The organism is Achromobacter sp. SIMBA_011 (assembly GCF_046535435.1).
GTDB lineage: Bacteria > Pseudomonadota > Gammaproteobacteria > Burkholderiales > Burkholderiaceae_B > Achromobacter > Achromobacter dolens.
Genome location: NZ_JAWRWN010000005.1, coordinates 144,911 through 168,035 on the forward strand (window position 1 = coordinate 144,911; position 23,125 = coordinate 168,035).

The following is a 23,125-nucleotide window of genomic DNA, read 5'->3' on the forward strand; positions in this document are numbered from 1 at the left end:
GGCGCGGGGCGGTCAGACGCCCAGGTAGCGCGTCAATTGTTCCGGCGCGGCGGCCAGCGCCGCGCTGTCGCCGTCCTGCACGATCAAGCCCTTTTCCATCACCAGGCAGCGGTCGGTGTGCGCCAGCACCGCGCGGTAGTTGCGGTCGACGATCAGCGTCGACATGCCGGTGGCGCGGATCTGCCGGATGATCTTCCAGATCTCGGCCACGATCAGCGGCGCCAGGCCTTCGGTGGCTTCGTCCAGGATCAGCAGGTCGGGGTTGGTCATCAACGCCCGGCCGATCGCCAGCATCTGCTGTTCGCCGCCCGACAACTGCTGGCCGCCATGGCCCAGCCGTTCCGTCAGGCGCGGAAAGGTCTCCAGCACCCGCGCATAGGTCCAGTCGCGCCGCCCCTGTTCGCCGGCGCGCGCCGCCACCAGCAGGTTCTCGCGCACGCTCAGGTTGGGGAAGATGCCGCGGCCTTCGGGTACGTAGGCCACGCCCATTTGCGCGATGGCGTGCGGCCGGGCGCGGGTGCAGTCGGCGCCGCGCACCGCCACGCGGCCCTGTGCGCTGCGCACCTGGCCCACCAGGCTGCGGATCAGCGTGGTCTTGCCCATGCCGTTGCGGCCCACCAGTCCCACGGACTCGCCCGCCCCGATGCGCAGGCCGACGCCGCGCAGCACGTGGCTGGCGCCGTAGTACACATGCAGGCCGTCGGCTTCGATCAGTGCGCGCATGTGAAGTCTCCGTCCAGGTCTTCGCCCAGGTAGGCGGTGCGCACCTCGGCATTGGCGCGGATCCGCGCCGGGTCGCCGCTGGCGATGCTGCTGCCGTTGACCATCACGGTGATGGTGTCGGCGATGCGGAACACCGCGTCCATGTCGTGCTCCACCAGCAGGATGGCGTGGTTGGCCTTGAGCGTTTGCAGCAGCGCCAGGATGCGGTCGGTTTCCTCCGGGCCCATGCCCGCCAGCGGTTCGTCCAGCAACAGCACCTGCGGTTCGCCGGCCAGGCACATGGCGATCTCGAGCTGGCGCTTGCGGCCATGCGGCAGCAGCCCCGCCGGTTGCATGGCGTCGGCCGCCAGGCCGGTGCGCTCTAGCGCCTGCGCGGCCAGGTCGGCGCTGACCGCGCAGGCCGAGGCCGGCCGCCACCAGTGCCAGAAGCGCTGGCGCCGCGCCTGCGCCGCCAGCCGGCAGTTCTCGAACACGCTCAGTTCCGGGAACAGGGTCGAGCGCTGGTAGCTGCGGCCCAGCCCGGCGCGCGCGCGTTCGGGCTGGCCCCAGGCGGTGATGTCGCGCCCGCCCAGCGACACCTGGCCGCTGCTGGGCGCCAGTTCGCCGGACAGGATGTTGATCAGGGTCGATTTGCCCGCGCCATTGGTGCCGATGACGGCATGCACTTCGCCGCGTCGCAGCGCCAGCGACACGCCGTTGACGGCGGTCAGGCCGCCGAAGCGCCGGGTGACCGCGTCGGCGGTCAGCAGGGGATCAGGCATGGGGCTCTCCTTGGATCGGCAGCGGGAGGGGCTTGGCGGCGCCGGCCGACGCGGCCGAGGCGACCGCGGTGGCAGGGGCCCGGCGCGCCCGGCGCCGGCGCCATTGCGCCGGCAGGCCGGCCAGCCCGTCGGGCAGCAGCGCCACCAGCGCGATGATGGCCAGGCCCAGCGGCAGGTGCCAGTGGCGCGCGTAGTCGCCGAACAGCGCCTGCGACTGGAACAGTTCCTGCAACAGCACCAGCGTCGCCGTCCCAAGCACCGCGCCGCCCAGGCTGCCCATGCCGCCCAGGATCACCATCAGCAGCACCAGCCCCGATTGTTCCCAGGCCAGCAGCTCGGGCGTGACGAAGCCGTCCTTGAGCGCGAACAGGAAGCCGGCCAGCCCCGCCAGCGCGGCGCCGATCACATACGCCGCCAGCTTGTACGGATAGGTCGAATAGCCGGCCGCCCGCATGCGCTGTTCGTTGATGCGGATGCCGGCCAGCGCCGCACCGAACGGCGAGCGCCGCAGCAGGGCGAGGAAGCCCCAGGTCAGCGCCAGGCAGGCCAGCACGAAGAAATAATAGGTATAGCCCTGGTCCAGGTCGAAGGGCACCCAGCCTGCGATATTGGCCTGCGGCCGGAAGTACAGGTAGATGCCGTCGCTGCCGCCGCCGACCTTGGTGTCATGGAACACGTAGTAGGCCATCTGCGCGAAGGCCAGCGTCACCATGATGAAGTACACGCCGCGCGTGCGCAGCGCCAGCGCGCCCGTCAGCGCGGCGTAGGCGGCGGCCGCCAGCAGCGCGGCCGGCAGCAGCCACCACAGGCTGGCCGCTTCCGAGGACGGCGACAGCAGCGCGGCGGCATAGGCGCCGATGCCGAAGAACGCCGCATGGCCCAGGCTGACCAGCCCGGCGCCGCCCACCAGCAATTGCAGGCTGAGCGCGAACACCGCGTAGATCATGATCTTCACGGCCAGGCCGGTGTAGTAGTCGCTGCCGCTCCAGGCGAAGGCGGCCAGCGCCAGCAGGGTCGCGACAGGCAGGAGTCGATTCACATTCATGGTCAGCCCTGTTTGAACAGCCCTTCGGGCTTGCACAGCAGAATCGCGGCCATCAGCACGTACACCAGCACGCCTGCGGCGGCGGGGAACAGCACCTGGCCGAAGGTCTCGACCACGCCCACCAGCATCGCCGCCAGGAACGCGCCGCGGATCGAACCGATGCCGCCGATCACCACCACCACGAAACAGATGATCAGCACGCCGTTGCCCATGCCGGGATATACGGACGACACCGGCGCGGCGATGCTGCCGGCCAGCGCCGCCAGCGCCACGCCGGCGGCGAACACAAGCCGGTACAGCTTGTTGACGTCGATGCCCAGCGACCCGGTCATCTCGCGGTTGCTGGCGCCGGCGCGCAGCATCATGCCGAGCCGCGTGCGCGCGATGACCCAGTACAGCAGCAGCGCCACCGCGATGCCCACCGCCGAGATGAACAGCCGGTACACCGGGTAGGTCATCACATCGCCCAGCGCGATGCTGCCCTGCAGCCAGGACGGCAGCGGCACGCCGTGCACGTCGTTGCCCACCAGGATGCTGCGCAGTTCCTCGAACACCAGGATCAGGCCGTAGGTCATCAGCACCTGCTGCAGGTGGTTGCGGCGATACAGGTAGCTGAAGAACGCCGCCTCCAGCAGATAGCCGAGCGCGGCCGCGGCCAGCACGCACACCGCCAGGGTGACGACGAAGCCGCCGCCGAGCCAGCGATCCACCGCCGGCCCCAGCGCGAACGCCATGTAGGCGCCGATCATGTAGAAGCTGCCGTGCGCCAGGTTGATGATCCCCATGATGCCGAAGATCAGCGTGAGCCCGCTGGCAACCAGGAACAGCAACAGGCCGTACTGGAAGGCGTTCAGGCTCTGGATGAGCAGGATGCCGAGGTCCATGGGGCCGCCGTTCCTAGAGCTTGCAGCCGCGGGCCGGGTCGGCCAGCTTGCGCACGGCCACGTCGACCACCTTGTTCTCCAGGCCGTCGACGCGGCGCAGGTAGATGTCCTGCACCGGGTTGCCGGCCTTGGACAGCGTGAACGCGCCGCGCGGGCTGTCGACCGTGGCGCCGCGCATGGCCTCGCGGAATTCCGCCTTCTTGCCGAAGTCGCCCTTGACCGCCGCCAGCCCCGACTGCATCAGTTGCGCGGCGTCGTAGCCTTGCACCGCGTACACGTCGGGCTGCATGTTGTAGGCCTTGCCGTAGTCGGCGCGGAAGGCGTTGTCGCGCGGCGTGTTCAGGCCGTCGGCGTAGTGCAGCGTGGTCAGCAGCCCTTGCGCCGACGCGCCCTGCGCCTGCAGCGTGCCGTCGGTGAGAAAGCCCGAGCCGTACAGCGGGATGGTCTTGTCCAGGCCGGCCGCGTGATAGTCCTGCACGAACTTGACCGCGCCGCCGCCGGCGAAGAAGGTGAACACCATGTCGGGCTTGAGCGCGGCGATCTCGGTCAGGAGCGACTGGAATTCGACGTTGGGGAAGGGCAGGCTCAGTTCCTTGACCACCTTGCCGCCCGCCTGCTCGAAGCCTTCCTTGAAACCGCCGATGGCCTCGTCGCCGGCCGCGTACTTCCAGGTGATGGTCACCGCCGTCTTGTGGCCGCGCGCCTTGGCCACCGGGCCCATGGCGTAGGCCGGCTGCCAGTTGGTGAACGAGGTGCGGAAAATGCCGGGGCCGCACAGCGGGCCGGTAATGGCGTTGGCGCCGGCGTTCGTCACGATCAGGGTGGTGTCGGCGTCCTTGGCGGCCTTGGCCAGCGCCATCGCCACGCCCGAGTGCACGGTGCCGATCAGCACGTCGACCTGGTCGCGCTTGATCAGGCGGTTGGCGTTCTCGGCGGCCTTGGACGGATTGGATTCGTCGTCCACCTTGAAGTACTCGATCTCGCGCCCGCCGAGCTTGCCGCCCTGTTCCGCCACATACAGCTTGAAGCCGTTCTCGATGGCGTTGCCGAGCGCGGCGTAGGTGCCGCTGTAGGGCAGCATGAAGCCGACTTTGAGCTTGTCGGCGGCCAGGGCGCCGCTTGCGGCCAGCATCAGTGCCGCGCTCAGCGCGGCCCGGGTCAGGGCGTGGGTCATGGTGGTGTCTCCGTGCTTGTCATGGGCTGCCGCTGGGGCGGCCGGGTTGGTCCAGCGCGCCGACGAAGCCGGCGATGGCCTGGATTACGGTGGCGGGCTGGTCCTTGTGCGGCGAGTGGCGGCAGTCGGGAATCTCCAGCAGCCGTGTCTGCGGCGCGGCGCGGCGGATGCCGCGTATCTGTTCGAGCGTGCCGTACTCATCGTCCACGCCCTGCATCGCCAGGATGGGGCAACCGATGGCGGGCAGGTGATCCTCGATGTTCCAACGGCGGAAGGCGGGGTCCAGCCAGACGTCGTTCCAGCCGCGAAAGGCCGAATCGACATCCTCGTGATGGCGCGCCAGCCGCGCGCGCAGGTCGGTGTCGCGGTAGGCCTGGCGCGCCTGTTCGATATGCGCCACGGTGCGGTCCTCGACGAAGATGTGCGGCGCGGCCACCGCGACGCCCGCGACTGCGTCGGGGTGCATGGCGGCGTAGAGCAGCGCGATGGAGCCGCCATCGCTGTGGCCGAACAGGATGGGCCGATCTCGCTTGGCATCGATGCCAAGCGCGGCGAGCAGCGCGGGCAGTACGTCGGCGGCCTCGCGGTGCATGAAGTCGACCGGGCGCTTTTCGCCCGCGGCCAGCGGCGTGGAGCGGCCGTAGCCATGGCGCGAATAGACCAGCCCGCGGCAGCCGGCGGCGGCGCAGGCCTGCCGCGGCCAGTCCTTCCACATCGACACGGACCCCAACCCTTCGTGCAGGAACACCAGCAGCGGCGCGTCCCGGCGCGCGGCCGCGATCCACTGGTATTCCAGGCGCAGGTCGCGTCCCGCCGCGCGCACGTCGGCCAGGGCGGTGGGCTCGGGGGCGGGCACGGCGCTCATGGCGTGACCTGTTCCAGTTGCCGCAGGCGGAATCGCTGGATCTTGCCGGTGGCGGTCTTGGGCAGTTCGTCGGTGAAGTCGATCTGGCGCGGATACTTGAAGGGCGCCAGGTGCTGCTTGACGTAGCGCTGCAGGTCGGCGCCGGTGTTCGCGTCCGGCGCGTAGCCCGGCCGCAGCACCACGTAGGCCTTGGTCTTGACCAGCCCGTCGTGGTCCGGCACGCCGATCACCGCCGCTTCCAGCACCGCCTCGTGCTGCACCAGCACGTTCTCCACTTCCACCGGCGACACGTACTGGCCGCTGACCTTGATCATGTCGTCGCTGCGGCCGGCATAGGTGTAGTAGCCGTCGGCGTCGCAGATGTACTTGTCGCCGCTTTTGAGCCAGTCCCCCAGGAAGCACTGGCGCGTCTTGTCGCGGTTGTTCCAGTACATCAGCGCCGCGCTCGGGCCCTTGATGTACAGGTCGCCAATCGCGCCAGCGGCCACCGGCGCGCCGTTGTCGTCGCGCAGTTGCACCTCGTAGCCGGGCACCGGCTTGCCGGTGGTGCCGTAGCGCAACTGGCCGGCGCGGTTCGACAGGAAGATGTGCAGCATCTCGGTCGAGCCGATGCCGTCCAGGATGTCACAGCCGAAATGGCGCTGGAAACGTTCGCCAATATCGCGCGGCAGGGCTTCGCCGGCCGAGGTGCAGATGCGCATCGCCACCTGTTCGCGCGGCGGCAGGTCGGGCGCGGCCAGCATGCTGGCGTACAGCGTCGGCACGCCGTAGAACACGGTCGGGCGGTGCCGCACCAGGCGCTGGAACACGGCCTGCGGCGTGGGCCGCTCGGCCATCAGCACGACGGTGGCGCCCACCGACAGCGGAAAGGTCAGGCCGTTGCCCAGCCCGTAGGCGAAGAACAGCTTGGCGGCCGAGAACGCAATATCGTCCTCGCGGATGCCCAGCACCGGCTTGGCGTAGAGCTCGGCGGTGTGCCACAGGTTGCCGTGGGTGTGGACCACGCCCTTGGGCTTGCCGGTGGAGCCCGACGAATACAGCCAGAAGGCGATCTCATCGGACAGCGTGCGCGCGGCCGGCGCCAGCGGGGCGGCGGCCAGCAGCGCGTCGAGTTCGTGCGCGCCGGCAGGCAGCGCCGCCGCGGGGCGCGACACCACCAGGTGTTCGACCTCGCCGGGCGCCTGCGCCAGCGCGGCCTGCAAGGTCGGCAGCAGGCTCTCGGAGACGAAGGCGGCGCGCACGCGGCTGTGGTTGAGGATATAGGCGTAATCGTCCGGCGTCAGCAGGGTGTTCACGGCCACGGGCACCACGCCGGCGTGCAGCGCGCCCAGGAACACCACCGGCCAGTCCGCCGTGTCCTGCATCAGCAGCAGGATGCGTTCCTCGCGCCGCAGCCCCAACTGGCGCAATGCGCCCGCCATGCGCGCCACGCGCTCGGCCAGTTCGCCGTAGGTGAGCTGGCGGGTGTCGTCGATGTAGGCCAGCTTGGCGGCGCGCGGCGCGTTCAAGGCGGCCAGGTGGCTGGCGAAGTTCAGTTCGGCGGGGCAGGCATTCACGGTTGTCTCCTGGTGTCCTGGCGGGCGGGGCGGCCTGTCCGGCGGTCCGCAAGCGTCTGGCGGCTTGTCGTGACCGGGGACATGCATGAGGCGCGGGTCAGCCCGCGCCGGCAGCCGGCCGGCCACGCGGGGCGCGGCCGGGGCGCTGTGGGGAAGCGGGGAGCGGATTCATGCGCGGGTGAACTCGATGGCGCCGCCCGGCAGCAGGTACAGCACCAGCGCGCGTCCCTGCGTCACCGTGGGGCGGTGGGCGCTGCCGGGGCCATAGACCAGCCAGCCAGCGCCGTGGCCGTCGAAGCGCGCCGCGTCGGTCAGCGGCATGATCATGTCGATCTCGCCGTTGGGATGGGCGTGGTGCGGGCCGGCCAGGTCGTCCATGTCGACCACGTCCACCGAACAGCCGCCCAGGTCCTCGGCCGGCTTGATGACGCGGCCGTAGCGGATGCCGCCGCCTTCGCGGTTGCACATCCAGCCGTCGGCCACGCCCTGCCTACAGGCGGCGAAGATGTCGGCGTACAACGCGCTGTCGGGGCCGGCCTGCTGGTTCAGGCGCTGCTGCAAGGCGCCGTCGAGCGCCTGGCCGGCCATCAGGTCCGTCACCTGGCGCATCAGCGCGTGGAATCGTTCTGGCGTGCTCACCCGGTCTCCTCCTATACACTGTCGGCGCTTCAGCGGCGGATGCAATCCAGTGCTGTTTTGTCGCACCTGACACGCTGTTGAAGCTGTTTGAGGAAAAATAGTGCTTCCATTGATATGGGTCAAGCACTATAGTGCATAAATCGGGTGTTATCAGGGTTTTTGCGGAGTCAGCTACACCATGAACCAAGCGCTAGAAGACGCGGCGCCAACTGAACCCAGGCGGGAAGCCTTCCTGGTGGCGCTGGGCGAGCGGGTGCGCCGCCTGCGGGCCATCCGCGGCATGACGCGCAAGGGGTTGTCGCAGGTGACCGGCGTGTCCGAGCGGCATCTGGCCAATCTCGAGCACGGCGTGGGCAATGCCTCGATCCTTGTGCTGCTGCAGATCGCCAAGGCCTTCAACTGCGCGCTGGCCGAACTGGTGGGCGATGTCACCACCGAATCGCCCGACTGGCTGCTGATCCGCGAGCTGCTCAGCGGCCGCACCGAGTCCGACCTGCAGCGCGCCCGCGAGGCGCTGACCCAGTTGTTCGGCGTGGGCGCCGGCGCGCAGCGCCCCAACCGCACCCAGCGTATCGCGCTGATCGGCCTGCGCGGCGCGGGCAAGTCGACGCTGGGCCAGATGCTGGCCGATGACCTGGGCTACCCATTCGTCGAACTGAACCGCGAAATCGAGCGCGTGGCCGGCTGCAGCATCCTGGAAATCCACAACCTGTACGGCCCGAACGCCTATCGCCGCTACGAGCGGCGCGCGCTGGAAGAGGCGGTGCAGATCTATCCGGAAATGGTGCTGGCCACGCCCGGCGGCCTGGTGTCCGAGCCGGCCACGCTCAACCTGCTGCTGGCGCACTGCTACACGGTCTGGTTGCGCGCCACGCCCGAGGAGCACATGGGCCGGGTGATGGCGCAGGGCGATTTCCGGCCGATGTCCGGCAACAACGAAGCCATGGCCGACCTGAAGCGCATCCTGGCCGGGCGCGAGGCGTTCTACGCCAAGGCCGACCTGACCTGGGTCACCAGCCACCTGGACGTGCAGGAGAGCTTCGCCGGCCTGCGTACCCAGGTGCGCAAGGCCTGCGGTCTCCCGCTGTAGCGCCCGCGGCATTTGCCGATCGCCTGGGCCGCCCGTTGAGGCGGCCTTTTCTTTGGCGGGGCCTCGGCCTGTCCGTTCGGAGAGCGGGCTTCATTGAAGGACGCTTTGATGAGTCCCTTGATGACCTGCACTTTTGTGCATCTTTTGCTTGACGCTGATTTTTGCCTGCACTAATCTGCATAATAATTCATGTCGTGCAGTATTTTTCCTATCCGGCTAGGGCATCAGGAGACAAGCAATGAGCAGCGCCGCCAACAAGGTCGACTTTCGGACCGATCCCTCCCAGTACCGCCATTGGCGCCTGTCGTTCGATGGCCCCGTCGCCACGCTGGCGATGGACGTGGCCGAGGACGGCGGCCTGCGTCCGGGCTACAAGCTCAAGCTCAATTCCTACGACCTGGGCGTGGACATCGAGCTGCACGACGCGCTGCAGCGCATCCGCTTCGAGCATCCCGAGGTGCGCAGCGTGGTCGTCACCAGCATGAAAGACCGCATCTTCTGTTCGGGCGCCAACATCTTCATGCTGGGCCTGTCCTCGCACGCCTGGAAGGTGAACTTCTGCAAGTTCACCAACGAAACCCGCAACGGCATCGAGGACTCCAGCCGCCATAGCGGCCTGAAATTCATCGCCGCGCTCAACGGCGCCTGCGCCGGCGGCGGCTACGAGCTGGCCCTGGCCTGCGACGAGATCCTGCTGATCGACGACCGCTCGTCCTCGGTCGCGCTGCCCGAAGTGCCGCTGCTGGGCGTGCTGCCGGGCACCGGCGGCCTGACCCGCGTCACCGACAAGCGCCGCGTGCGCCACGATCACGCCGACATCTTCTGCACCCTGGTCGAAGGCGTGCGCGGCCAGCGCGCCAAGGACTGGCGCCTGGTCGACGACGTGGTCAAGCCCGCGCAGTTCGAGGCCGCGGTGCGCGAGCGCGCGCTGGCGCTGGCCGAGGGCAGCAGCCGCCCCGCTGGTGAGGCGGGCGTGGCGCTGACGCCGCTGGCGCGCGAGGAAGGCGCCGATGCCTTGTCCTACCGCTACGTCGACGTGCAACTGGATCGCGCCAAGCGCCAGGCCACCTGGACGGTGCGCGCGCCGCAAGGCCCGGTGGAATCGGAACTGGCCGACATCGTGGCCGCCGGCGCGGCCTGGTGGCCGCTGCAGATGGCGCGCGAGCTTGACGACGCCATCCTGTCGCTGCGCACCAATGAACTCGACATCGGCACCTGGATCTTCAAGACCGAGGGCGACCCGCAGGCCGTGCTGGCCGCCGACGCCGCGCTGCAACGCCACGCCGATCACTGGTTCGTGCGCGAGACCGCCGGCCTGCTGCGCCGCACGCTGGCGCGCCTGGACGTGACCTCGCGCAGCCTGTTCGCGCTGGTCGAGCCGGATTCTTGCTTTGCCGGCACGCTGCTGGAACTGGCGCTCGCCGCCGACCGCAGCTACATGCTGGACAGCGAGGGCGAAGAGCACGACCCGGCCCGGCTGATCGTGGGCGAGGCCAACTTCGGCGCCTACCCGATGGTCAACGGCCAGAGCCGCCTGCAACGCCGCTTCCACGAGGAAACCGCGCCGCTTGAAGCGGTGCGGGCCCGCGCCGGCCAGCCGCTGGCCGCGCGCGACGCGCTGGCGCTGGGGCTGGTGACCTACGCGCCCGACAGCATCGACTGGGACGACGAGGTGCGCATGATGCTGGAAGAGCGCCGCGCGCTGTCGCCCGACGCGCTCACCGGCCTGGAAGCCAACCTGCGCTTCGGCGGCCGCGAAACCATGGAAACGCGCATCTTCGGCCGCCTGACCGCCTGGCAGAACTGGATCTTCAACCGGCCCAACGCGGCGGGCGAGAAGGGCGCGCTCAAACTCTACGGCAAGGGCGAGCAGGCGACATTCGACTGGAACCGCGTCTAGCGCGGCCCACGCAGCAAGTCCCCCATACACGGCGCCGGCCCGCGCAGCGCGGCCGGCGCCCCAAGACCCGACGCCGCCCCGACGCGGCCGTCCATCCAGGAGCAGAGACAATGTCAGGCATCAACTACAGCGACAAGATCCCCAATAACGTCAACCTGTCCGGCGACCGCACGCTGCAACGCGCGCTGGAACACTGGCAGCCCAACTACCTGCAATGGTGGCAGGACATGGGTCCGGACGGCTCGCACGGCTTCGACGTCTACCTGCGCACCGCCGTCAGCGTCGAGCCCGACGGCTGGGCCCACTTCAACCACGTGCGCATGCCCGACTACCGCTGGGGCATCTTCCTGGCGCCGCAGGACGGCCAGCGCAAGATCCACTTCGGCGAGAACATGGGCCGCGACGTCTGGCAGGACGTTCCCGGCGAACACCGCGCCAACCTGCGCCGCATCATCGTCACGCAGGGCGACACCGAGCCGGCGTCGATCGAGCAGCAGCGCCACCTGGGCCTGACCGCGCCGTCGCAGTACGACCTGCGCAACCTGTTCCAGATCAACGTCGAGGAAGGCCGCCACCTGTGGGCGATGGTCTACCTGCTGCACCGCTATTTCGGCCGCGACGGCCGCGAAGAGGCCGACGCGCTGCTGCAGCGCACCTCCGGCGATTCGGACAACCCGCGCATCCTCGGCGCCTTCAACGAGAAGACGCCGGACTGGCTGGCGTTCTACATGTTCACCTACTTCACCGACCGCGACGGCAAGTTCCAGTTGTGCGCGCTGGCCGAGTCCAGCTTCGACCCGCTGGCCCGCACCACCAAGTTCATGCTGACCGAAGAGGCGCACCACATGTTCGTGGGCGAATCCGGCATCTCGCGCGTGATCCAGCGCACCTGCGAAGTGATGAACCAGTTGAAGACCGACGACCCGGCCGCCGTGCGCGCCGCCGGCGTCATCGACCTGCCGACGATCCAGCGCTACCTGAACTTCCACTACAGCGTCACCATCGACCTGTTTGGCGCCGACCAGTCGTCCAACGCCGCCATCTTCTACGGCTCGGGCCTGAAAGGCCGCTACGAAGAGAGCAAGCGCAACGACGACCACCAGCTCAAGAACGACACCTACCGCGTGCTGTCGGTCGACAACGGCAGGCTGCGCGAGATCGAGGTGCCGATGCTGAACGCGCTCAACGAGGTGCTGCGCGACGACTTCATCCGCGACTCGGTGGCCGGCATCGGCCGCTGGAACAAGGTCATCGAAAAGAGCGGCATCGCCTTCCGCCTGCAGGTGCCGCACAAGGCCTTCAACCGCCAGATCGGCACGCTGGCCGGCATCCGCATGTCGCCCGAGGGCGAGATCCTGTCCGAGGCGCAATGGCAGGCGCACCGCCATCAATGGCTGCCCACCCCGGAGGACCGTGAGTTCGTCGCCTCGCTGATGGGCCGCGTGACCGAGCCCGGCAAGTTCGCCAACTGGATCGCGCCGCCGGTCATGGGCATCAACCGCCAGCCCGTGAACTTCGAGTACGTTCGTTTCAACTAAGGCCCCGTGGCGGCGCCATGCGCCGCCGCGCCGCGCATTCGGATGACCGCGATGAACGCCGCCCTGCCCATGGAAGTCCTGAAGCAACACCTGATCGATCCCGAGATCTGCATCCGCTGCAACACCTGCGAAGAAACCTGTCCGATCGACGCGATCACGCACGACAGCAACAACTACGTGGTCGACCCGGACATCTGCAACGGCTGCATGGCCTGCGTGCCGCCGTGCCCCACCGGCTCGATCGACAACTGGCGATTGGTGGTGCGCAGCGACGCCTATTCGGTGCAGGACCAACTTAGCTGGGACGAACTGCCGCGCGAACAGCCCCTGCCGGAAGCCGCGGCCATCGTGGACGAGGCGGCGAACGCGGTCGTCGAGCCGGCGTCGTCCGCCGGGGTGGCGGCCATGCCGTCCGCCACGCCCGGCGCCAGCGTGCCGCCGTGGTCCGCCGCGCATCCCTACGTCAACCTCTACACCCACAAGACGCCGGTGACCGCCACCGTGGTCGGCAACTACCGCGTCACCGGCGCCGATACCGACAGCGACATCCATCACATCGTGCTGGACTTCGGCGAGCTGCCGTTCCCGGTGCTGGAAGGCCAGTCGATCGGCATCCTGCCGCCCGGCACCGACGCCCAGGGCCGGCCGCACCACGCGCGCCAGTACTCGCTGGCCAGCCCGCGCGACGGCGAACGCGCCGGCTACAACAACCTGTCGTTGACCGTGAAACGCGTCACCGAGGACCACCAGGGCCAGTCGGTGAACGGCGTCTGTTCCAACTACCTGTGCGACCTGGCCAAGAACGACACCGTGCAGGTGATCGGTCCGTTCGGCCATACCTTCCTGATGCCGAACCACCCGCGCGCCAACCTCATCATGATCTGCACCGGCACCGGTTCGGCGCCGATGCGCGCCATGACCGAGCGCTACCGGCGCCGCATCGAAACGGGGGAGAATGGCCGCCTGATGCTGTTCTTCGGCGCCCGCACCGAACGCGAGCTGCCGTATTTCGGCCCGTTGATGAAACTGCCGCGCGACTTCATCGACATCAACCTGGCGCTGTCGCGCGAAGCCGGCCAGCCCAAGCGCTACGTGCAGGACCTGATCCGCGAACGCGCCGCCGCCGTGCGCGAACTGCTCGCCGATCGCAACACCTGCATCTATGTCTGCGGCCTGAAGGGCATGGAAGTCGGCGTGCTGGACGCCTTGCGCGAGGTGACGGTGCAAGCGGGACAGGATTGGACTATCCTGCATGATGTGCTGCGCCGCGAGGGGCGGCTGCACTTCGAGACCTATTGAACGGGCGGCCGGCTTCCGGCAAGCCCTCCAAGGGTCATCCATGCGAGGGGAAGTCCACCAATGAAGTTCGCTGATTTCAAGGACGGCATGCTGATCAAGGCCGGTCCGGTCACCATCACGGAAGCCGAAATCCTCGAGTTCGCCCGCAAGTACGACCCGCAGTGGTTCCACACCGATCTCAAGCGGGCCGCCGAGGGCCGCTGGGGCGGCCTCATCGCCAGCGGCTGGCATACCTGCGCGCTGGCCATGCGCATGGCGGTGGATGCCGCGTTGCACGATTCCGAGTCCTTCGGCTCGCCCGGCCTGGGCGAAGTGCGCTGGCGCACGCCGGTGCGTCCTGGCGACCAGTTGCGCCTGGAAGCGCGGGTGCAGGGCGTGCGTACGTCTTCGTCGCGGCCGGACCTCGGCATCATCACCTGGGCCTGGACGGTGATCAACCAGCATGACGAGGGCGTGCTGGAATTGGACGCGACCAGCTTGTTCGATCTGTCGGGCGACTAGCCTGCGGTTGCGCTCCGCCCGCGCCGAGGGCCTCGCCAGTGTCGCAGTTGCCTTGTCCGGTAGCACGGATGCTCGTAACATGAACGCGTCGTGGGAGAATTGTGCCCAGCGACATTGAAGGCCCGCCCGGGGAACCGGGCGGGCCTTTCGTATATGGGTACGCCCAATGGCCCAAGCCATCGAGCACCCCCTTCCTGCTCTGACCCCGGCATTTCTCTCAGGCCCACCCGCATCCGCCGGTGGGCTTTTTCTTGCGCAGCGCCGCTGCTTTCATCCGTCATCGAGGTTCCCTTCATGCAACTCCTCAAACCCATCAACGTCGGCCATGCGCCGAACGACCAGACCGGCGACACGCTGCGCGACGCCATGGCATTGGTGAACGAGAACTTCACCAAGACGCGCTCCGGCGTGGAAGCCGTCGAAGTGGCCGCCGCCGCCGCGCAGCGCAAGGCGGACGCGGCGATTGCCGACATCGAAAAAGGCGCGGCTGGCGGCGTGGCGCCTCTGGACGCGACGGGCAAGGTGCCGGCCGTGCACCTGCCTCCGCCTGCAATTCCGATGACGCAGAAATCGGCGCCGGGGGGCGTGGCACCGTTGGATGATGACGGCCGTGTGCCTGCCGATCATCTGCCGGTGCCGCAGCCGTCGGTACCCCTGGCGCAAAAGGGCCAACCCAATGGCGTGGCGACGTTGGCCGCTGACGGCAAGGTACCTTTCGCACAACTGCCTGAGCTTGTTCCAGCCTCGGCGAGGGCGCAGCCTAATGGCATAGCAACCCTGGGCGAGGATGGCCGGATCGTCGCTAATCAATTACCGCCGTTGATCCCCGCGGCCGACAAGGGGCGTCCGGGCGGCATCGCGACTTTGGACGCCGAGGGGCGAGTGCCGGCACTCCAACTGGCCGCAGTGCTGCCGGACGAAAAGGGCCGGCCGGGTGGCGTTGCGACGCTGGACGCGGAGGGCAAAGTACCCGTGGGCCAAATTCCGCCTCTGCCCAGTGGACCACCGGTCGGCTCGGTAGCATGGTGGCCGCTGCGCACTTCCATCCCGTCGGGCCAGATTCCCGCCGATGGGCAGACCATTTCTCGCGACACGTTTCCCGATCTCGCAGCGATGGTGATCAGCGGTAAGTTGCCGGTGGTACCGGAGGCGGACTGGTTGGCGGATCCGCTCAAGCGGGGAAGCTACACCTTGGGAGACGGATCCACCACCTTCCGCGTGCCCGATTTGAACGCCAGGGCCGCAGGGTCTCTGGCGGCGGCGGTGTTGCGAGGCGACGGCGCGAAATCCTCGGGCGTGCCTGGCAGGTTGCAACCGGACCAGCTCGGGCCGATGGACTACCGTGTCGTGAGCGGATTCAATCAAGCCACCAATGTGTTGGCGGATGCCTCCATGAATGCCGTGATGGCATCGGGGAATTTTGCGGGCTACACGTTCACCACGGCGAGACAGACTACCAACGGCACACGTTGGATCGTCAATACCGGCGACGAAACGCGGATGGCGAACGTTACCGGCGTGTGGACGATTCACGCTTTCGCTGCCGCGATCAATCCCGGCAACGTGGATATGGCACAACTGGCCAGTGATCATGCGGCGCTCAGTGCAGCGTTCCAGACGTTGCGCGCACAGGTTTTCGGCGTCGGCCAGACGCTTCAAGACGTTAGCGCGTCGCGGGCATTCGGGGTGACATACACCAACAGTACCGGGCGGCCGATCTCGGTTTACATCGTCGGCTCGTCCAACAGTAGCGCCGGGGGCAACATGTACGTGATGGTGGGCGGCATCGCGGGTACGCGTTCCATTACCTCATATAACGGCGTCTCACTGTCGCTCACTGCCGTTATTCCGCCCGGAATCACTTACCGGGTGGTAGCCGACAGCATGACGCAGAATTTCTGGACCGAATATCGGTGAGTCGTCATACAGGCTCGCAACGACGCTGGCAGCCTCAAGTTCCACGTGCCGCGCAAACCCATCTTCCGCCACTACTCCAATACGTGGCCGGCTTTTCATTCTGTGACGCATTCACCCCCATCAGAGCCTTTCTCCTATGCAGATCCTAAAACCCATCAATATCGGCAGCGCGCCTAATGATCAAACAGGCGACACGTTGCGCGCAGCCATGGCGATCGCGAACGAGAACTTCGCCAAAACGCGCGCCGGCGTGGACGCGGTCGAGGTTTCCGCCGCCGCCGCCCAACGCAAGGCGGACGCCGCCCTGCCAGCCGCCGAGAAAGGCGCGGCGGGCGGTGTCACGCCGCTGGATGCTGCGGGCAAAGTTCCGGCCGCGCACCTGCCCCCGCCGGCCGTGCCGCTGTCGCAGAAGTCGGCGCCCGGAGGCGTGGCGCCGCTTGACGACGATGGCCGCGTGCCTGTCGATTACCTGCCGATTCCGGTACCCGCCGTGCCCCTCGCGGAAAAAGGCCAGCCGAACGGCGTCGCCACGTTGGACGCCGATGGCAAGGTCGCGCCGGTGCAATTGCCCGACCTGATCCCTGCCGCCGAAAAAGCCCGGCCCAATGGAGTGGCTACCCTGGCGTCCGACGGTCGGATCGTTCCAGGTCAACTTCCAGCGCTGATCCCCGCCGCCGACAAGGGGCGTCCTGGCGGCGTGCCGACACTGGACGAGGAAGGCCGTGTTCCGGCCGCGCAACTGCCCGCGGTACAGGATGCCGTGCCGTTGGTGGAAAAGGGCCAGGCAGGCGGCGTCGCAACCTTGGGCGGAGACGGCAAGGTACCCGCCGGGCAGTTGCCGGTGATGGACAGCATCCCGCTGGGCTTCGTGTCCTGGTGGCCGAGTCGCGCCGCGATTCCCGCGGGGTGGGCACCCTTGGACGGCCAGACGCTCAGCCGGGCAGCTTTCCCCGACATGGGGGCTCGCGTGCTGGCTGGCGATTTCCCGCTGGTGTCCGAGGCCACTTGGCAGAGCGAGGTGACGGCGCGGGCCAGCTATACGGACGGAGATGGCTTGACCACGTTTCGCGTACCGGACCTCAATGGCAAATCGTCCGGTGCGTTGGGCGCCGTGATGCTGCGCGGAGACGGCGCTCGCTCGACCGGCTCGGATGGCGTGATTCAGCAGGATGCGCAGCAGAACATCACGGGCATTATTCAGTACAGCATCAATCCTGGCTCGGCAGCTGTCGCCAGCGGCGCGCTGGGGGTGCAGGCGAGAGGGACTGGTGTCTACGCGTTCGGAGCATCGGGCGCCGCCTATGACATTACGCTGGATGCTTCCCGCGTGGTGCGTACCGCTTCCGAAACGCGTCCCTTGAACGCCACCGGCTGCTGGGTGGTGAAGATCGCCGGCGCGGCGGTCAATACGGGCAAGCTGGATGCCTTGCAATTGGCATCGGACCTGGCGAACGTGAACGCGCAGATGCAAGCACTGCAAGGCCAGTTGGGCAGTGTCCTGGGCATCGGGCAGACGCTGCAGGATGTGACGGCGCAACGGGCCTTGGCCACGAACTACACGAATCCGACGGCTCGTCCCATTGTCGTGTATGGCGCAGGGACATCCGCCGCGGCGGGGGCAAGCATGGCGCTGGTGGTCAACGGCTCGGTCGTGTCCACCAGTTCCTATGCGGGTGTCGGCGCCGAGTTCGGCGTGTCGAGTATTGTGCCCTCGGGGGCATCCTATTGGATTGTTGCCGCAGGCTTGACTAATGGGAACACGCTCAAGAAGTGGATGGAATATCGTTGATCGGGTTTGCTGAAGACCGGGCCATCACATCTGCGGGATGGCCCGTGCCGCGCTACGGCCGCCGCATCGCCTTCAGGATATTCACCCCCTCCGGCCCCGCCGCGGCCTCCCACTGCTTCACCGAATCCACCGCCGCGTTCTTCAGCGCCTGGCGCACCGGCATTGGCACGGCGGTGTCGATCGTCACGCCGTTCTTGCGCATGTTGGCGTAGTTCTGCTGCAACCGGCCTTCGATGCGCTTCCACTGCTCGGCCTCGGTCTGCGCGGCGGCCTGGTCGATCGCCTTGCGCGACTTCGCGTCCAGCGCCTGATAGGCCTGCAGGTTCATCGTCGCCACCGAGATCGGCATGGCGTAGTTGATCTCGGCGAAGCGCGGCAGGTGTTCCCACAGCTTGCGGCCGGCGCCGCCGTCGCCCGAGGACAGCACCGCGTTGACCTCGCCGGAGGCGATGCGCGGCATGGCGTCGGCGAACGAGATGTTCTGCGCGCGCGCCCCGGCCTTCTGCATCACGTCCTGCGAGGTCGCGTCATAGGTGCGGATGCTCAGCGCCTTCAGCGCGGCGACGCTGTCCACCTTGTCCTTGGACCAGATGCCCGAGGCTGGCCAGGGCGTGGTGTAGAGCAGCTTCTGGCCATGCGCGGCCAGCAGTTTCTCGTAGGCCGGACGGGCCGATTTGTTCAGCGCGCGCGCCTTGGCCAGCGAGTCGGCCAGGAATGGCAGCGAGGACACGCCGAAAATCGGATACTTGGTCGCCAGCGCGCCGGCGAAGGCGTCGCCGGCATCGACTTTGCGCGCCTGGACCGCGTCGATCATGTCGCCTGACTTGATGCCGCGCGCGGCGTCGAAGCTGGCGTCGATCAACACCTGGCCGCCGCTCTTGCCGCGCACCAGGTCGGCGAAGGTGGACACGCCTTGTCCCGGCATCGAAGTGGCCGGGTACTCGGTGGTCATGGTGAGGGTAGTGGCGGCGAATGCGCCGTGACTTGCAAAAGCGATGGCGATGCCCGCCCACAGGCGGAACGAGGGACTGCCTTGCATGCGCGACTCCTGGTCGTGACGAAAAATCCGGGGTCGGGCAGGCGGATACAGCGGGCCGGCACCAGGCCAATTGCAGGCAGCGTAAGCCATGAGCCGCGCGCGGGCTAGTTCCTGATAACCCTAAGACGCGCCGGGAGTGGGCATCGCCCGCGCAAAAAAAACGCCCCTCGAAAGGGGCGCACAGTCTTCGCCACGCCGGCGAACCGCGCGTCGGGAGCAGAGCCGGGCTCCGTCCGCGCGGCGAACTGCAAATCAATAGAAAGCCTGGATGCCGGTCTGCGCGCGGCCCAGGATCAGGGCGTGCACGTCGTGGGTGCCTTCGTAGGTGTTGACCACTTCCAGGTTGACCAGGTGGCGGGCCACGCCGAATTCGTCGGAGATGCCGTTGCCGCCCAGCATGTCGCGGGCCAGGCGGGCGATGTCCAGCGCCTTGCCGCAGGAGTTGCGCTTCATGATCGAGGTGATCTCGACCGCGGCGGTGCCTTCGTCCTTCATGCGGCCCAGGCGCAGGCAGCCTTGCAGCGCCAGCGTGATTTCGGTCTGCATGTCGGCCAGCTTCTTCTGGATCAACTGGTTGGCGGCCAGCGGGCGGCCGAACTGCTTGCGGTCCAGGGTGTACTGGCGGGCGGTGTGCCAGCAGGCTTCGGCGGCGCCGACCGCGCCCCAGGCGATGCCGTAGCGGGCCGAGTTCAGGCAGGTGAACGGACCCTTCAGGCCGGACACGCCGGGCATCATCTGGTCGGCGGACACTTCCACTTCGTCCATGACGATCTCACCGGTGATCGAGGCGCGCAGGCCGACCTTGCCGTGGATGGCGGGGGCGGTCAGGCCCTTGGTGCCCTTCTCGAGGATGAAGCCGCGGATCTTGCCGTCGAACTCGCCGCCGACGCACTTTGCCCACACCACGAACACATCGGCGATGGGCGAGTTGGTGATCCACATCTTGTTGCCGGTCAGCTTGTAGCCGTCGGCGGTCTTGACCGCGCGCGTTTCCATGCCGCCGGGGTCGGAGCCGTGGTTGGGTTCGGTCAGGCCGAAGCAGCCGATCCACTCGCCGCGGGCCAGCTTGGGCAGGTACTTCTGCTTCTGCGCTTCGCTGCCGAATTCGTTGATGGGCACCATCACCAGCGACGACTGCACGCTCATCATCGAGCGGTAGCCGGAGTCGATGCGCTCGACTTCACGGGCGATCAGGCCGTAGCTGACGTAGTTCAGGCCGGCGCCGCCGTATTCGGCGGGGATGGTGGCGCCCAGCAGGCCCAGCTCGCCCATTTCCGAGAAGATTTCCGGGTCGGTCTTTTCGTTGCGGAAGGCGTTCAGCACGCGCGGGGCCAGCTTGTCCTGCGAGTAGGCGTGGGCGGCGTCGCGCACCATGCGTTCTTCTTCGGTGAGCTGCTGGTCCAGCAACAGGGGATCTTGCCAATGGAACGAGGGATTCGAGGACATGCTGGGTCTCCGCTATGGATTTCCGTTTTCGGAATCTGGAAAGTTTAAACCTAAAATAATTGGCGCGGCAACCCGGGGTTTACGCGACGCGCGCGGGCGCGTCGCCGTGGGGTTGCCGCCGCCTCTCGGATATCAGTGCCGGGCCTTGAGCGCCGCGTCGCGGATCTTGTCCAGCGTGGTTGACGGCGTGATGGTCTGCGGGTCGATGAAGCAGTGCAGGATGGCCGGCTTGCCGCTGGCCAGCGCGCGCTCGAACGCCGGGCCGAACTGCTCGGTGGTCTCGACGCGTTCGCCGTGGCCGCCGAAGGCGCGGGCGTAGTCGGCGAAGTCCGGGTTCTTCAGCTCGGTGGCGGAAATGCGGCCGGGGTAGTGCTTTTCCTGGTGCATGCGGATGGTGCCGTACATGCCGTTGTCGACCAGCACCACGATGATGGGCAGGTCGTACTGCACGGCGGTGGCGAATTCCTGGCCGTGCATCAGGAAGCAGCCGTCGCCGGCAAAGCAGACCACGGTCTTGTCGGGCCAGACGCGCTTGGCGCCCACGGCGGCCGGCAGGCCGTAGCCCATCGAGCCCGAGGTCGGCGCCAGTTGCGTGCCGAAGCGGGTGAAGCGGTGGAAGCGGTGCAGCCAGGTGGCGTAGTTGCCGGCGCCGTTGGTCATGATGGCGTCGGCCGGCAGGGTCTTTTCCAGGTAGGCCATGACCTGGCCCATCTGCAGCGCGCCCGGGGTGGTCACGGTGGCCGGGTCGCTCCACTTCAGGTACGACTCGCGCATCGCCTGCGTGCCGTCGGCCCAGGCCGGCTGGGCGGGGGCCTTCAGGCCGGCCAGCGCCTGGGCGAAGGCGGCGGGCGAGGTATTGATGGCCAGCGTGGGGCGATAGACGCGACCCAGTTCGGCGGCGTCCGGATGCACGTGCACCAGTTTTTGCCTGGGCACCGGGATGTCCAGCAGCGTGTAGGCCTGGCTGGGGTTTTCCGACATGCGGCCGCCGACCAGCAGCACCAGGTCGGCGTCGGCCACGCGCTTGAGCAGGGCCGGGTTGATGCCCAGGCCGACGTCGCCGATGAAGCACGGATGGTCGGCCGGGAACAGCATCTGGCGGCGGAACGACACGGCCGTGGGCAGCGCGTGGCGCTGCGCGAAATCGGCGAACTGCTGCACCGCGCGCGCGTCCCAGCGCGTGCCGCCGAGGATGGCGACGGGATTGCTGGCCTTGGCCAGAAGCTGCTCCAGGTCGGCCAACTGGCCGGCGGTGGGGGCGGACTCGATGACCTCGTAGCGGGGCGCGTCGGCCACCTGCGCGGCCTCCACCAGCATGTCCTCGGGCAGCGCGATCACCACCGGGCCCGGACGGCCCGAGGTGGCGATGTGGAAGGCGCGCGAGATCAGTTCGGGAATGCGTTCGACCTGGTCGATTTCCGTGACCCACTTGGCCTGCGTGCCGAACACGGCGCGGTAGTCCATTTCCTGGAAGGCCTCGCGCTCGCGCATGCCGCGTTCGATCTGGCCGACGAACAGGATCATCGGGGTCGAGTCTTGCTTGGCGATGTGCACGCCGGCCAGCGCGTTGGAGGCGCCCGGACCGCGGGTCACCATGCAGATGCCGGGTTCGCCGGTCAGCTTGCCATGGGCGTCGGCCATCATGGCCGCGCCGCCTTCCTGGCGGCAGACGGTGACCTTGATGTCGGCGTCGTGCAGGCCATCCAGCACCGCCAGGTAGCTCTCGCCGGGAACGCAGAAAACGTGTTTGACGCCCTGGGCGACGAGCTGGTCGACGAGGATGTGGCCGCCGAGGCGGGATGCTTGCTGGGACATGGTGGGTGTCAGGATGAGCCGAGATTAAGACACCCGAGCATAATGTTCCTTGATCGCACAACGCAATTGATAAAATTGCACAATCTAGTGACCCGCCGGCACGACCCGGATATTGCGCCGCGGCAGGCGCGGCGGGTGTTTCCGGCGATCTTCGGTTCCTTTCTGGCGGTTCCCGCTCCATGAGAAACGGCATTCCCAACCTCAGCGCCCTGCAGGCCTTCGAGGCCTCGGCCCGCCTGGGCAGTTTTTCCCGGGCGGCCGAAGAGCTGTCCCTGACCCACAGCGCGGTCTACCGCCAGGTCGCCAGCCTGGAGGCGCGGCTGGGCGTGCAGTTGTTCACGCGGGTGCGGCGCCGCATCGTGCTGACCGACCACGGCGCGGAATATGCGGGACGCATCCGCCATCACCTGGACCAGATCGAAAAGGACACCTTCGGCCTGGTGAGCCGCACCGGCATGGGCCGCAGCATCCACATCGCGGTGGTGCCGACGCTGGCCACCACCTGGCTGATCCCGCGGCTGGCGGATTTCCAGCGCGAGCAGCCGGACATCACCGTCAGCCTGTCGGTGCGCACGCTGCCGTTCCAATTCAAGGACCAGCCGTTCGACGGCGCGCTGTACCACGGCGACACGCTGTGGCCCGGCACCCAGGGCGTGCTGCTGTTTCCGGAGCGCGAGCTGGTGCCGGTCTGCGCGCCCGAACTGGCCGCCCGCGTCACCGAGGCAGGCGCCGGCGCGCTGGCTGGCATGACCCACCTGCACCTGAGTTCGCGCCCCGACGCCTGGCGCCAGTGGTACGGCGCCAACAATTACCTGTATGGCCCCCAGGCGGCGGGCGGTCCGCGCTACGAATTGTTCACCATGGTGATGGCGGCGGTGCAGGCCGGGCTGGGCGTGGGCCTGATGCCGCGATTCCTGGCGCAACCCGCGCTGGACCAGGGCACGCTGACGATGCCGGTTGCGCAGTCGCTGACGGTCAGCCAGGGCTACTACTTCGGCTATCCGCAGCGCAGCGAGCGTTCCGAGGCGCTGAAGCTGTTCGAGACCTGGCTCAAGTCGGCCGCCGCGGCAGTGGCGGGGCGCTGAGGGCATGGCGCAAGCGCCGCCGTAGAATGTGGCCCATCCCCCTGGCGTGGCCGGCGCAC

19 protein-coding genes are annotated in these 23,125 nt (G+C 68.0%); 8 read left to right on the forward strand and 11 right to left on the reverse strand.

Going from position 1 to position 23,125, the window contains the following annotated elements; all coding sequences use genetic code 11:
• Window positions 1–12 precede the first annotated feature (12 nt).
• The 8 genes from SB816_RS18950 to SB816_RS18985 all read right to left on the reverse strand — a co-directional run bounded on the left by SB816_RS18950 (window position 13) and on the right by SB816_RS18985 (window position 7,647).
• Window positions 13–723 carry an ABC transporter ATP-binding protein gene (locus SB816_RS18950; protein WP_144655322.1) on the reverse strand — a complete coding sequence of 237 codons (711 nt, stop codon included), beginning with the start codon at window positions 721–723 and terminating at the stop codon, window positions 13–15.
• Window positions 711–1,484, reverse strand: a complete 774-nt coding sequence (locus tag SB816_RS18955; protein WP_395501247.1) for an ABC transporter ATP-binding protein — start codon at window positions 1,482–1,484, stop codon at window positions 711–713. The genes SB816_RS18950 and SB816_RS18955 overlap by 13 nt, the downstream gene beginning before the upstream one ends.
• Complete coding sequence (locus SB816_RS18960) at window positions 1,477–2,529, reverse strand: branched-chain amino acid ABC transporter permease (protein ID WP_410547372.1); 1,053 nt, start codon at window positions 2,527–2,529, stop codon at window positions 1,477–1,479. The genes SB816_RS18955 and SB816_RS18960 overlap by 8 nt, the downstream gene beginning before the upstream one ends.
• 2 nt (window positions 2,530–2,531) lie before the next feature.
• On the reverse strand, window positions 2,532–3,413 hold the full coding sequence (locus tag SB816_RS18965; protein WP_410547373.1) for a branched-chain amino acid ABC transporter permease: 882 nt from the start codon (window positions 3,411–3,413) through the stop codon (window positions 2,532–2,534).
• A gap of 13 nt (window positions 3,414–3,426) precedes the next feature.
• Entirely contained in the window at window positions 3,427–4,587 is a 1,161-nt protein-coding gene (locus SB816_RS18970; protein ID WP_020926741.1) for an ABC transporter substrate-binding protein, read from the reverse strand.
• Window positions 4,588–4,606: 19 nt separating this feature from the next.
• A complete protein-coding gene (locus tag SB816_RS18975; protein ID WP_064528319.1) occupies window positions 4,607–5,452 on the reverse strand; it encodes an alpha/beta fold hydrolase in 846 nt (281 codons plus the stop codon).
• On the reverse strand, window positions 5,449–7,008 hold the full coding sequence (locus SB816_RS18980; RefSeq protein ID WP_049075451.1) for a benzoate-CoA ligase family protein: 1,560 nt from the start codon (window positions 7,006–7,008) through the stop codon (window positions 5,449–5,451). The genes SB816_RS18975 and SB816_RS18980 overlap by 4 nt, the downstream gene beginning before the upstream one ends.
• Before the next feature lie 168 nt (window positions 7,009–7,176).
• Window positions 7,177–7,647, reverse strand: coding sequence for a DUF4863 family protein (locus tag SB816_RS18985; protein ID WP_144655319.1), 471 nt, complete (start codon window positions 7,645–7,647; stop codon window positions 7,177–7,179).
• Between the two features lie 178 nt (window positions 7,648–7,825).
• Here SB816_RS18985 and SB816_RS18990 point away from each other — a divergent pair, with 178 nt between their 5' ends.
• The 7 genes from SB816_RS18990 to SB816_RS19020 all read left to right on the forward strand — a co-directional run bounded on the left by SB816_RS18990 (window position 7,826) and on the right by SB816_RS19020 (window position 17,681).
• Window positions 7,826–8,737 carry a helix-turn-helix transcriptional regulator gene (locus tag SB816_RS18990; protein ID WP_054501062.1) on the forward strand — a complete coding sequence of 304 codons (912 nt, stop codon included), beginning with the start codon at window positions 7,826–7,828 and terminating at the stop codon, window positions 8,735–8,737.
• A 238-nt stretch (window positions 8,738–8,975) separates the two neighbouring features.
• Entirely contained in the window at window positions 8,976–10,637 is a 1,662-nt protein-coding gene (gene boxC / locus SB816_RS18995; RefSeq protein ID WP_410547374.1) for a 2,3-epoxybenzoyl-CoA dihydrolase, read from the forward strand.
• 110 nt (window positions 10,638–10,747) lie between these two features.
• Window positions 10,748–12,175 (forward strand): benzoyl-CoA 2,3-epoxidase subunit BoxB, encoded by a 1,428-nt coding sequence (gene boxB / locus SB816_RS19000; RefSeq protein ID WP_049075447.1) that lies wholly within the window; start codon window positions 10,748–10,750, stop codon window positions 12,173–12,175.
• A 51-nt stretch (window positions 12,176–12,226) separates the two neighbouring features.
• The gene (gene boxA / locus SB816_RS19005; protein WP_144655317.1) at window positions 12,227–13,474 is read left to right on the forward strand and encodes a benzoyl-CoA 2,3-epoxidase subunit BoxA; all 1,248 of its coding nucleotides are present in this window, start codon (window positions 12,227–12,229) and stop codon (window positions 13,472–13,474) included.
• A 60-nt stretch (window positions 13,475–13,534) separates the two neighbouring features.
• Window positions 13,535–13,975, forward strand: a complete 441-nt coding sequence (locus SB816_RS19010) for a MaoC family dehydratase (protein WP_054417183.1) — start codon at window positions 13,535–13,537, stop codon at window positions 13,973–13,975.
• A 294-nt stretch (window positions 13,976–14,269) separates the two neighbouring features.
• Window positions 14,270–15,892: a phage tail protein gene (locus SB816_RS19015; RefSeq protein WP_410547375.1), complete on the forward strand. Its 1,623-nt coding sequence runs from the start codon at window positions 14,270–14,272 to the stop codon at window positions 15,890–15,892.
• A gap of 136 nt (window positions 15,893–16,028) precedes the next feature.
• On the forward strand, window positions 16,029–17,681 hold the full coding sequence (locus SB816_RS19020) for a phage tail protein (protein ID WP_410547376.1): 1,653 nt from the start codon (window positions 16,029–16,031) through the stop codon (window positions 17,679–17,681).
• A 52-nt stretch (window positions 17,682–17,733) separates the two neighbouring features.
• Here the strand turns inward: SB816_RS19020 and SB816_RS19025 are convergent, their stop codons facing one another.
• The 3 genes from SB816_RS19025 to SB816_RS19035 form a co-directional block, all read right to left on the reverse strand.
• A complete protein-coding gene (locus SB816_RS19025; RefSeq protein WP_049075440.1) occupies window positions 17,734–18,720 on the reverse strand; it encodes a TRAP transporter substrate-binding protein in 987 nt (328 codons plus the stop codon).
• Window positions 18,721–18,972: 252 nt separating this feature from the next.
• Entirely contained in the window at window positions 18,973–20,166 is a 1,194-nt protein-coding gene (locus tag SB816_RS19030) for an acyl-CoA dehydrogenase (RefSeq protein WP_020926750.1), read from the reverse strand.
• 132 nt (window positions 20,167–20,298) lie between these two features.
• Window positions 20,299–21,981, reverse strand: coding sequence for a thiamine pyrophosphate-binding protein (locus tag SB816_RS19035; RefSeq protein ID WP_054501066.1), 1,683 nt, complete (start codon window positions 21,979–21,981; stop codon window positions 20,299–20,301).
• Between the two features lie 179 nt (window positions 21,982–22,160).
• On the opposite strand from SB816_RS19035, the gene SB816_RS19040 reads away from it, so the two are divergent.
• Window positions 22,161–23,066, forward strand: coding sequence for a LysR substrate-binding domain-containing protein (locus SB816_RS19040; RefSeq protein ID WP_054501067.1), 906 nt, complete (start codon window positions 22,161–22,163; stop codon window positions 23,064–23,066).
• Window positions 23,067–23,125: the final 59 nt, after the last annotated feature.

Excerpts from the sequence above, each read along its gene's own strand:
- SB816_RS18950 (WP_144655322.1), bottom strand. The coding sequence starts at position 723 with ATGCGCGCACTGATCGAAGCCGACGGCCTGCATGTGTACTACGGCGCC.
- SB816_RS18970 (WP_020926741.1), bottom strand. The coding sequence starts at position 4,587 with ATGACCCACGCCCTGACCCGGGCCGCGCTGAGCGCGGCACTGATGCTG.
- SB816_RS19010 (WP_054417183.1), top strand. The coding sequence starts at position 13,535 with ATGAAGTTCGCTGATTTCAAGGACGGCATGCTGATCAAGGCCGGTCCG.
- SB816_RS18990 (WP_054501062.1), top strand. The coding sequence starts at position 7,826 with ATGAACCAAGCGCTAGAAGACGCGGCGCCAACTGAACCCAGGCGGGAA.
- SB816_RS19025 (WP_049075440.1), bottom strand. The coding sequence starts at position 18,720 with ATGCAAGGCAGTCCCTCGTTCCGCCTGTGGGCGGGCATCGCCATCGCT.
- SB816_RS19035 (WP_054501066.1), bottom strand. The coding sequence starts at position 21,981 with ATGTCCCAGCAAGCATCCCGCCTCGGCGGCCACATCCTCGTCGACCAG.
- SB816_RS19020 (WP_410547376.1), top strand. The coding sequence starts at position 16,029 with ATGCAGATCCTAAAACCCATCAATATCGGCAGCGCGCCTAATGATCAA.
- boxA (WP_144655317.1), top strand. The coding sequence starts at position 12,227 with ATGAACGCCGCCCTGCCCATGGAAGTCCTGAAGCAACACCTGATCGAT.
- SB816_RS19040 (WP_054501067.1), top strand. The coding sequence starts at position 22,161 with ATGAGAAACGGCATTCCCAACCTCAGCGCCCTGCAGGCCTTCGAGGCC.
- SB816_RS19030 (WP_020926750.1), bottom strand. The coding sequence starts at position 20,166 with ATGTCCTCGAATCCCTCGTTCCATTGGCAAGATCCCCTGTTGCTGGAC.
- SB816_RS19015 (WP_410547375.1), top strand. The coding sequence starts at position 14,270 with ATGCAACTCCTCAAACCCATCAACGTCGGCCATGCGCCGAACGACCAG.
- SB816_RS18965 (WP_410547373.1), bottom strand. The coding sequence starts at position 3,413 with ATGGACCTCGGCATCCTGCTCATCCAGAGCCTGAACGCCTTCCAGTAC.
- SB816_RS18960 (WP_410547372.1), bottom strand. The coding sequence starts at position 2,529 with ATGAATGTGAATCGACTCCTGCCTGTCGCGACCCTGCTGGCGCTGGCC.
- boxC (WP_410547374.1), top strand. The coding sequence starts at position 8,976 with ATGAGCAGCGCCGCCAACAAGGTCGACTTTCGGACCGATCCCTCCCAG.
- SB816_RS18955 (WP_395501247.1), bottom strand. The coding sequence starts at position 1,484 with ATGCCTGATCCCCTGCTGACCGCCGACGCGGTCACCCGGCGCTTCGGC.
- boxB (WP_049075447.1), top strand. The coding sequence starts at position 10,748 with ATGTCAGGCATCAACTACAGCGACAAGATCCCCAATAACGTCAACCTG.
- SB816_RS18975 (WP_064528319.1), bottom strand. The coding sequence starts at position 5,452 with ATGAGCGCCGTGCCCGCCCCCGAGCCCACCGCCCTGGCCGACGTGCGC.